The organism is Pseudodesulfovibrio sp. JC047, assembly GCF_010468615.1.
In the GTDB taxonomy this organism is placed as follows: domain Bacteria; phylum Desulfobacterota; class Desulfovibrionia; order Desulfovibrionales; family Desulfovibrionaceae; genus Pseudodesulfovibrio.
On the sequence record NZ_WUEH01000017.1, the window covers coordinates 63,821 to 73,612 of the forward strand.

Here is a 9,792-nt window from a genome sequence, read left to right on the forward strand (position 1 = left end):
CTCCATGAATATCCATTCATAGCGCATAAGCCAGAACGAGGGAAGACAAAGCACCAAAGTCAGGCTTACACCGCCTGTTTTTCTCCACTCCGCTCTTCATGCCAATGAGCATACGATTCACCCCACTGACACAAACTCTCGATGATCGGCATGATGCTTTGACCTTGTTGTGTCAACGAATACTCCACCTTCGGCGGCACCTGTGCATAGACCTCTCGATGGACCACGCCGTCTTTTTCCAATTCTCGCAACTGCTGCGTCAACATCTTCTGTGTGATGTTCGGAATGGACCGTTTCACTTCGCTAAACCGCAGAACCCCTTCATTCCCCAGCCGATACAAAATGATCGGCTTCCACTTTCCCCCAATCACCTGCAACGTCAACTCGACGGAACAAAAATATTTTTTGTCACCGCACCGCTTCATCGAACACGATGTTCCCATGATTCACCTTTTATACTTCTCCAAATTTACCCACGCATATATCATCAGAAGAATCAGGCTATAGTATCTTTTTGGTAACTATACTACTTTAAAGTGCGTACTTGCCATTTTTTCACCATTAGCCGAAAAAAGAATGGCACACGAACGAGACACCCTACCCACAGGAGAAAACAATCATGGATATCATGGATGCCCTGCTCACACGAAGAAGTGTCCGACAATTCACGGACCAGGCCATACCGGAATCAACTATCACACAGATTTTGGGCGCGGCCATGATGGCCCCCAGTGCGGGCAACGCCCAACCGTGGCAATTTATCGTTATCACTGACCGGGAAAAACTGGATGCCGTGGCAGCCTTTCATCCCCATGTCTCAATGACAAAACACGCCCCACTGGGCATCCTTGTCTGCGCCGACCTGAGCAAGGAAAAATATCCCGGGTTCTGGGAACAGGACTGCTCGGCAGCCATGCAAAATCTGCTTTTGGCCGCCCATGGACTTGGACTTGGAGCGGTTTGGACCGGAGTTCACCCACTGGAAGACCGCGTGGCAGCCTTCACCCACCTTTGCGACCTGCCCGATCACGTCATTCCTCTGGGATTTGTCCCCATGGGCTGGCCGGCACAGACCCCCACATCACAAACGCGTTTCAAGAAAGAACGGATTCATTACAACAGCTATTAGGAGACACGCATGAAAGTCGTTGCTTTTAACGGATCGGCGCGCAAGGGCGGCAACACTGCCGAAATGATTCGCCGAGTCTTTACGGAACTCGAGGCCGAGGGCATTGAAACGGAACTCATCGAACTTGCCGGTAAAAAGATGCATGGCTGCATCGCCTGCATGAAATGTTTCAAGAACAAGGACCGTCGATGTGTGGTGAAAAACGATTTTGTGAACGACTGTATCGCCGCCATGGATGATGCAGATGGAATCATCCTTGGTTCGCCCACCTATTTCGCCACTTTGACAACAGAGATGAGCGCGTTGATCGACCGGGCCGGTATGGTCAACAGGGCCAATGACGACATGTTTGCCCGTAAAGCCGGTGCCAGTGTCGTGGTGGCCCGACGTGGCGGCGCGATGCAGACCTTCAACACCCTGAACTCATTCTTTTTCATCGGACAAATGATCGTTCCTGGCTCCCATTACTGGAACATGGGATTCGCCCTAAACAAGGGAGATGTGACCCAGGACACGGAAGCCATGGAGACCATGGAGATCCTCGGAAAAAACATGGCGTGGCTGATGAAAAAACTTGCGTAGAACATCACAGAGACAGCTCCACAAGAAAAGGGCCTTCACATTCGTGGGGACGCTTTTACTGTGGACAGACAAGACAGATTTATATGGGAAGTGTCACGACAACACTGGTTTGTCCGGAGACATGTGTTTCCACGACAATATCTCCGCCATGAGTCCGGGCGATAAGTCGAGCCGAATACGTCCCAAGGCCTGATCCACCGGGCGTGTTGGCGGTCGAATATTTGTCAAAAAAGATATCACGAAGCGCAGAAGCGACCTCGCCCTGATTTCGAATGATTAACGAGAGCACATCTGTTTTTTTGAGGACGATGGACACTGACCCTGACTCGGGAGAAGCCTGCAAGGCGTTGACCACAAGATTCGATATCATTGAACGGCACAATTCCTTATCGACCGTCGCCATAAATGAATCGGCCCGACCATTGGGTTGAACTTCAATCCCCACACTGATCCCCTTGCCCCGAATCTGTGGCATGGCCTCGGCCTTGATACGCTCCAGCATTCGCAACAGATCGACCTTGGTTTTGGTCAGCACATAGGTCCCCCGCTCCATCTTGTACAGATCAAGTGACCTGTTGATAAGCTGAAGCATGGTTTCACCTGCATCGGCAATGGTATCGAGCATGGCGTCCTGATCGTCATTCAATTCCCCCAGCCGCCGAATCTCTCCGGGAAGACCGATCACCGCACCCAATGGGGTTTTGAGGTCATGCCGTGCCATACGCTCAACGTCTTCACGCAGGGCTTCGGCCAGCTTCCGATCTGTAATATCACGACCAACGCCCTGAATACCGAGCTTGTCCCCGTCCTCATTCAAGAGCACGCCTAAATGACACTCCAACCACACAGTGGAACCATCAGCACACAAGAACTCCAATGCCTCAGTGGCAGAGGGCGGTTGCTCAGGATTTTCCGCCTGTTCTTCCAAAACACGCAAGATTTCACTGAACCGCATTCGTGAAACGGGTGTCAAAAATTCATCAAGAAAACGCCCCAACACATCATACCGTTTATACCCACGAACCATTTCGTCCGACGGGCTGATGTAGGTAAAACGGAGATCGGCATCCAACCCCCAGATCACATCCGTGACATTTTCGGCCAACAGTCGATACTGCTTTTCCCGCTGACGCAATGCCTCTTCCATAAGCTTGCGGTCCGTGATGTCCGTCCCGATACACAACAATCCGACCATGGTATTGTTCCCTGCCAAGACCGAATCATTGGCCCAGGAAACCCAGACGATCTCCCCATTCTTCCGAATATTCATCATCTCGTTGAAAGGATGGGCCGCCGGATTCTTGAGCAATCGCCCAAGGTACCGTTTCATGGACTGCCCTTCCATATCCTTTTTCGGAATCAAGGTCCCAATCAGCGGCTTACCAATGAGTTCACCTGACTCATACCCGTAAAATTGCTCGGCATATTCATTGCTAAAGACAATTTCTCCAGCCATATCAATCCGCAAAATAATGGATTTGGCACGCTGAACAAGATTTCGATATTTTTCACGGTCCGCGAGGCGACCCAGGATCATGACCAAAACAGCCCAGAGGGAAGCTGGGACCAACAAGATACCAATACCGCCCCCCACGAGAATATACACCTTCAACGGCGAGGAAGACCATCCTCCCTGCGGGACCGCAGCCAGCTCCCAAACTCCAGCCGGGACCGAAATCGTCTGAATCAAGGGAACCATGTCAAAAACTATGGCCGAACCAGCCAGAATCATTTCCTTGGAGGGAGGCACTTCGGGTTTTCGCAAGGCCAATAAAATCCCATGCAAGGTATCAAACAATCCCACACGACTGTAAAAGGAACGAAGATCGAGACAGATCACGACCTGCCCCCAATACCGACTCTCCCCGTCCGACGAGGTCACGAGAACCGGCGCAAAAAACATGATATCGACAATGCTCTTGTTATCCTGATCCGGAACAAGAATCTGGACGGCTCCGGTTCCTTGCGCGCGCATGGCCAAACCACGAGCCTGAACCGGCCCGCTGCTGAAGAGTTGCCGCCCCATGGCATGATCCGCGTCAATGGCCGGATAGACATGGGTCACCACATTGTCTCTCGCAAGCCAGACCGAACGCACACTCCCCTCATGAACGAGCAATCGCCTTGCCAAAGTTTGAAACAGCTCAGGCTGCATATCCGGGTTGGCCTGAATCGACGACCGCAAGGCTGTTATCAAATGAAGCTTCGCATCAAGTGCGTTCTCCAACCTCGCTGCAACGTCAGTCATGACATGCAGCACTTCCGCCCGACTCTTTTCGACATGGTTATCCCTGTCGGCACCATACCCAAAAAAAACGATCGCTGCGACAACCAAACCGGCAATAAGGGGAATCAGGTAGACAACTCGTTTGAGCATAGTGATAAAAATCCATAATGGCCAGAAGGTTACACGACATCGGTATGGCACCATACCAAAAGTATGTCCAAAGTGAAATGGATTCTGAAAAAACAGGTGACCGAGACAAAAAAATCAGCCGACGACAGTGACTCCGAGCTGCGTGCTCTCATGGGTCGAGGGAACGCTGATACACGTCAAACTGTCATGAGGAAGGAACGAAACAGACGGGATCAGGGCACCGGCCTGCCGTTGCAGACGAATCTCCCGGACCCGGCGCAAATGCCGGCTTCCGATAGGATCAAAGGAAACGGCGGGAGAGGCTTTTGGATCACTCAGAAAATTGAACACCAGATTTTCCGACAGGCTGAACATGGATTCGAATTCCCGCATAACCCGCAATCCCGGCACCAAACGGTCGGCCAGCCGCAGGGAATTCCCCCAGCCTTTGCGCCCTGTCACGGTCAGACTGCCTTTGATAAGTTGTTTCTTGACCACAAACGGTAACCGCCGTTTATCCATGGTGGAAAGCAGGGTATCGTCCGAATCGCGATTGGGTTTTCGAAACAGGGTCAACGCGGTTTCCAATTCCCTTCTGAACCGCCGGTCAGCCTGCGCTTCCACATACACGTGGGACAACTTGGACCCGGAATTCATGTCCATAAGTGCGTTCGGCACAAAATAATTATGCGCCACGACATCAGCGGCCAGATGGGTCAGATACCCGTAGGCATAGGCCTGAACTTCAGCGTCCTTGGCCGAATTGAGCAACTTGAAACCCGTGACCCAATTATGACTATGGCCGGGGCGAAACTTGGTTCCCTTGCCAATGAAAATATCGGCGGACAGGCATCCATACAAAAACGCGTTTCTGTATCGATCGAGCAAGGCTGCGACCAATGGGGGAAGACATCCCACGTCAGCCAAAACAGAATTCCCCAACGCGAGATGCACACCCGGTCCCCAGGCAAAAGCCTGATCCGGAATCAGCATCACGAAACCACTGATGATGAGGGCAAAAATATATTTCACTTTCGATGTGCTCACCGGCAGAACGTAAGGCCCTGTGCGGAAAAGTCAATGAAAATCGGATGGGCTTATGCCGCCGGACACTCCCCGGCTCCGTCCCTTTTTATCCCTGTCAGACAAGCGTTTTTAAAAAAGGGGAAAAATACTCGGGGAAAACACGATGTTGCCCAACCTTTCCCAAAACAACGGAAGCCCCACACTTTCCACGGCTCCCGTTCGCTTGTGAACAAAAAACCGCACAGGGAGGCTCTTCCCTGTGCGGTGATTTACTGCGTACTATTTCCAGACAGCGGCGTGTTCGGCCACAAAGTCGTCAAATGTCCGAGCCGGTTTTCCGGTCACATACTCCACGGCTTTGGTTACATTGTCGGCCATGCCAAGCTTGATAATCCGAGTCAGACTGACCAACATATCATTATTCCACTGGGGAACATCCTGCTCCTGCAACAGCTGAACAAACGCTTCTTCGGATGCCGGGGCATACTCGACCGTGCGCCCAATGGCCGCCGTGATCTTTTCCGCCACCTGAGACAACGTCAGCCCTTCAGGACCGGTCAGGGCATAAAAACTGTTTTCAAATCCCGTGTTGTCCAGCAACAGCCGGGCCGCACAGTCCGTGACATCCCGGACATCAATATAACTGACAGCAGCGGCCTCCTGAGGCAGGGCAATGACACCGGCCCGAACCATCTCGGCATACGGACCGATAAAATTCTGCATGAAACAATTGGGACGAAGCACGGTGTACGTGATCTTCGAATCCTCCACGAACTGATCGACCATGCCGTGTTCCCGGCCAAGCCGCCAATGGGCATCAGACGAGGCGCCATATCCTGAAGAACGCACGATATATTCAATACCGGCCTTTTTCGCGGCTTCAACGGTCAAATGCCCGTACCGGGACAATTTTTCCTGCATGGGTATGGACAAAAAGACCCGATCACATCCGGCCATGACACGGGCAATGGAATTCACGTCCTTGAAGTCAAACACGCGGGCTTCGACACCCGAATTCGCCAAGGCGTCAGCCCTGGCCTGGGAATGGACGCCGGCAACCACTTCCGCCCTGCCGTCAAGCGAATCAATCAGGGCTGTTCCAAGAAGTCCTGCGCCACTCGGAATGAAAATCTTGCTCATGTATACGCTCCTCCCCTCGCCTTGGACGAAGGTCTTGTTGTTAACTTCGGTGCAGGCTACACGAAGATGACGGCATAAGGCAAACACGAAGACCATTCCTCTGCCGATTTCGACCATTGACCGATTCCATGGTTGCGCCTTTGGCGCATGGAGTGCTAAATCCAACCCATGCTTGAAAATTTCAGGAGATACAATGTTACTCGGAATTGACGTTGGCGGCACCCATACCGATGCTGTGGCCATGGACCTGAGTCAGGGAGTTCAAGTGGTCGCGTCTTGCAAGGTGCCCACTCGGCACGAGGATCTGCTGTCCTCGGTTACAGAGGCCCTGAAAACGATACTGTCCCGCATAGGCGACACCTCGGTATCGCAACTCAACCTGTCAACCACATTGTCCACCAATGCCATTGTTCAGGGGAAAACCGAAGAGGTGGGCGTCATCGTCACGTCCGGTCCCGGCATTGATCCGCACAACTTCATGCCATGCAAAAATTTTCATGTCATCGAAGGGTCCATTGATCACCGTGGCAACGAAGTCCGAGCCGTCTCCATCGCCCATCTGGTCGAGGCCATCGAGTCCTGTCGAAAAAACGGCATCCAGACCTTTGCCGCTGTCGGCAAATTCTCGACCAGAAACCCGCGCCACGAAAATTTCATCCGCCGCATGGTCTGCGACATCAAGGAAGACGATGCCTGCGATGTGACGGATTTTGTCACGGTCGGGCACCAACTCGGCGGAGCACTCAACTTTCCACGCCGGGTCGCCACCGCCTATTTCAACTGCGCGGTCTGGCGGCTCTACAACGAATTTGCCACAGCCGTGGAAAACGCCCTGGCTGAAATGGGACTTGGTCACGTCACCGTGAACATGCTCAAGGCGGACGGTGGCACCATGCCACTCCAGCAATCACGCACCATGCCAGTCCAATCCATTTTTTCCGGTCCCGCCGCCTCCGTGATGGGCATCATTGCCCTGACCGACATTTTTCACGACTCAGTCATTCTCGACATCGGCGGCACCACCACGGATATCGCGGTCTTTGCCGACGGTGCGCCTCTCATCGAACGAGAAGGCATTTCCATCGGTTCCCATCCGACACTGGTCACGGCTCTCAAAGTCCACTCCATCGGCATTGGCGGAGATTCCGCCATTTCCATCATGGGAGACGATATTCGGGTCGGTCCCAGTCGCGTGGGTCCATCTGTCTGCATGGGCGGCGAACAGGTCACCCTCACCGATGCCCTCAACTGCGAGGGAATCGCCGCAGTCGGCGATGTGGCTGCCTCGAAACAGGCCATGACTGCCTTTGCCACGCACCATTCCATTCCCGAAGACGTGCTGGCCCGGAAGGCCGTGGCCCATGCTGCCGACGCCATTTACACGGCCACGCGTTCCTTGATCGACGAAATCAATTCAAAACCGGTCTACACCATTCACGAGCTGCTCGATGCCAAGAAAATCGTGCCCAAAAAGGTCTATCTCATGGGCGGCCCGGCTCAGGCCCTGAAAAATGAACTATTCCAAAGATTCCAGGTTTCCACCGAAGTCCCGGACAATTATGATGTGGCCAACGCCATCGGAGCGGCCCTCACCCGCACCACATGGGAGCTGGAACTCTTTGCCGACACGCAACGCCACGTCATGTTCATCCCGACGCTTTCCTATCGCGAAAACATCCCGACCAGTTACGATCTGTCGGACGCCAAGAAGGACGCGGTCAATCAACTGACCATGCAACTTGATTCCATGGGGGTTTTTCTCCAGCCCGAAGACGCACAGATCACCCACGCGTCCAGTTTCAACATGATTGAAGGGTCAAACCAGGTCGGCAAGAACATCCGCGTGAAGTGTCAGGTCAGACCCGGTGTCATCAAGACGCTCGCGGGGAGGAAATAACCATGCTCAAATCCACCAACCGTCTCGGTATCATCTTTTTCCCGGCCTTTGACTGGGCCATCTCCCCCACACATCCGGAACGGCAGGAACGACTGCTCTACACCCAAGACCAGTTGCGCGAGGAAGGCATCTTCGATATCGAAGGCGTGCGGGAATACAAGCCGGACGTCGCCTCCATCGAAGACGTGGAGCGCGTTCATTTCTGTTTTCCCGAAGTACCAAGTGTAGCGACCCGCTCCCATCTCATTTCAGCCGGAGGGGCCATAAAAGCAGCAGATCTGGTCATGGAAGGAGAACGGGATTGCGCGTTCGCCATGGTGCGTCCCCCCGGGCACCACGCCATGAAGGTCGTGCACGGTTCTCGCGGTTTTTGCACGATCAACATCGAAGCCGTGATGATCGAACACATTCGCGAAAAATATGGCCGCAAGAAAGTCGCCATCGTGGACACGGATTGTCACCACGGCGACGGGTCACAGGACGTCTACTGGAACGACCCGGATACCTTGTTCATTTCCATTCATCAGGATGGCCGGACCCTGTATCCCGGTTCCGGTTTTCCGCATGAACTCGGTGGTCCCAATGCCAGAGGCAAGACCCTGAACATTCCGCTGCCGCCCAACACCTCGGACGAGGGATTTCTCATGGCCATGGAACGCGTGGTCATGCCAATTCTCGATGATTTCAAACCGGATCTGATCATCAATTCAGCCGGTCAGGACAATCATTTTTCCGACCCGATCACCAACATGAACTTTTCAGCCAAGGGGTATGCCGCACTCAACGACATGCTCAAGCCGGACATCGCGGTTCTGGAAGGTGGCTATTCCATTCAAGGTGCGCTGCCATACATCAATCTCGGCATTTGTCTGGCCATGGCGGGCGTGGATTATTCGCACGTCAAGGAACCGAATTACAATCCCGACATGATCGCGCAGGACGCGAAGACAACCGCGTACATTGAAAAGCTCTGCGATCATCTGCCGAGATTATATTTCGACCCGCCGTCATACGAAGCAACCGGCGATCGGGAAAGCGGCGTTTTCTCAGGCGACACCCTCGTTCGCCACAGGCAGATTTATTATGACACTGACGGAATCAATGAAGTCCAGCAGGAATCCGTCACTGTCTGCGATTCCTGCCGTGGGTTATATAAAGTCGAAACCCGCGCGGACTCCGGCCCACTCTGTTTGGGGGTAGAAATTCCTATTGACGCTTGTCCCGCCTGTCGGCGCAACGGATACAAGCTCATCGAGGATGCCCAGCTCAAAGGGAATTATCGGTATATTCAACTGATAAATCGCCTCGACAAAGAATACCAACGATACGGTTTTTAGGGGAAGAGGCTCTGACGAGCCTCTTTCTGATATTTATTTGGGGAAAGCCACTCCGCATAAGGGGGGGGGGTGGCTTTCTTTTTTTTTGGGAGAAAAAAAGAAAAGAGAAGAGGGAAGGAAAAGGCCCAATTTTTCGTTTTTATTGAGGTTTGCGCGCTACGCGGTGGGGAGTCATTCGGAATTATTTCAAAGGTTTCGCCTTTACGGCGACCTGCTTTTTGCGAGGGGCAAATTGTCAAACCAAACTTAACACCCCGGCAAGTCCCTGCTCCTCAATGATTTCCCAGGTTGTCCTGTATCCGAATTTCTTCCTTGGTCGATGGTT

Annotated in this window: 8 protein-coding genes; 4 read left to right on the forward strand and 4 right to left on the reverse strand. The window is 53.0% G+C overall.

Translation table 11 applies throughout. The features are described from left to right. Positions 1-65 precede the first annotated feature (65 nt). A complete protein-coding gene (locus GO013_RS11960; protein ID WP_163811415.1) occupies positions 66-443 on the reverse strand; it encodes a helix-turn-helix domain-containing protein in 378 nt (125 codons plus the stop codon). A gap of 176 nt (positions 444-619) precedes the next feature. On the opposite strand from GO013_RS11960, the gene GO013_RS11965 reads away from it, so the two are divergent. Continuing rightward, positions 620-1,129 (forward strand): nitroreductase family protein, encoded by a 510-nt coding sequence (locus GO013_RS11965; protein WP_163811417.1) that lies wholly within the window; start codon positions 620-622, stop codon positions 1,127-1,129. Positions 1,130-1,138: 9 nt separating this feature from the next. Further along, on the forward strand, positions 1,139-1,711 hold the full coding sequence (locus GO013_RS11970) for a flavodoxin family protein (RefSeq protein ID WP_163811419.1): 573 nt from the start codon (positions 1,139-1,141) through the stop codon (positions 1,709-1,711). Between the two features lie 79 nt (positions 1,712-1,790). Here GO013_RS11970 and GO013_RS11975 read toward each other — a convergent pair whose 3' ends face one another. The 3 genes from GO013_RS11975 to GO013_RS11985 all read right to left on the reverse strand — a co-directional run bounded on the left by GO013_RS11975 (position 1,791) and on the right by GO013_RS11985 (position 6,233). After that, complete coding sequence (locus GO013_RS11975; protein WP_163811421.1) at positions 1,791-4,088, reverse strand: PAS domain S-box protein; 2,298 nt, start codon at positions 4,086-4,088, stop codon at positions 1,791-1,793. Between the two features lie 114 nt (positions 4,089-4,202). Next, positions 4,203-5,099, reverse strand: coding sequence for a zinc dependent phospholipase C family protein (locus GO013_RS11980; RefSeq protein ID WP_343219568.1), 897 nt, complete (start codon positions 5,097-5,099; stop codon positions 4,203-4,205). 273 nt (positions 5,100-5,372) lie between these two features. Next, on the reverse strand, positions 5,373-6,233 hold the full coding sequence (locus GO013_RS11985; protein ID WP_163811422.1) for an NmrA family NAD(P)-binding protein: 861 nt from the start codon (positions 6,231-6,233) through the stop codon (positions 5,373-5,375). Positions 6,234-6,426: 193 nt separating this feature from the next. Between GO013_RS11985 and GO013_RS11990 the strand changes: the two genes are divergently transcribed. Both GO013_RS11990 and GO013_RS11995 read left to right on the forward strand, forming a co-directional pair. After that, on the forward strand, positions 6,427-8,130 hold the full coding sequence (locus tag GO013_RS11990) for a hydantoinase/oxoprolinase family protein (protein WP_163811424.1): 1,704 nt from the start codon (positions 6,427-6,429) through the stop codon (positions 8,128-8,130). A gap of 2 nt (positions 8,131-8,132) precedes the next feature. Next, positions 8,133-9,467 (forward strand): histone deacetylase, encoded by a 1,335-nt coding sequence (locus GO013_RS11995; protein ID WP_163811426.1) that lies wholly within the window; start codon positions 8,133-8,135, stop codon positions 9,465-9,467. Positions 9,468-9,792: the final 325 nt, after the last annotated feature.

What these genes read in the sequence shown, in the direction of transcription:
- GO013_RS11990 (WP_163811424.1), top strand. Translation starts at nt 6,427, where the DNA reads ATGTTACTCGGAATTGACGTTGGCGGCACCCATACCGATGCTGTGGCC.
- GO013_RS11975 (WP_163811421.1), bottom strand. Translation starts at nt 4,088, where the DNA reads ATGCTCAAACGAGTTGTCTACCTGATTCCCCTTATTGCCGGTTTGGTT.
- GO013_RS11960 (WP_163811415.1), bottom strand. Translation starts at nt 443, where the DNA reads ATGGGAACATCGTGTTCGATGAAGCGGTGCGGTGACAAAAAATATTTT.
- GO013_RS11965 (WP_163811417.1), top strand. Translation starts at nt 620, where the DNA reads ATGGATATCATGGATGCCCTGCTCACACGAAGAAGTGTCCGACAATTC.
- GO013_RS11970 (WP_163811419.1), top strand. Translation starts at nt 1,139, where the DNA reads ATGAAAGTCGTTGCTTTTAACGGATCGGCGCGCAAGGGCGGCAACACT.
- GO013_RS11995 (WP_163811426.1), top strand. Translation starts at nt 8,133, where the DNA reads ATGCTCAAATCCACCAACCGTCTCGGTATCATCTTTTTCCCGGCCTTT.
- GO013_RS11985 (WP_163811422.1), bottom strand. Translation starts at nt 6,233, where the DNA reads ATGAGCAAGATTTTCATTCCGAGTGGCGCAGGACTTCTTGGAACAGCC.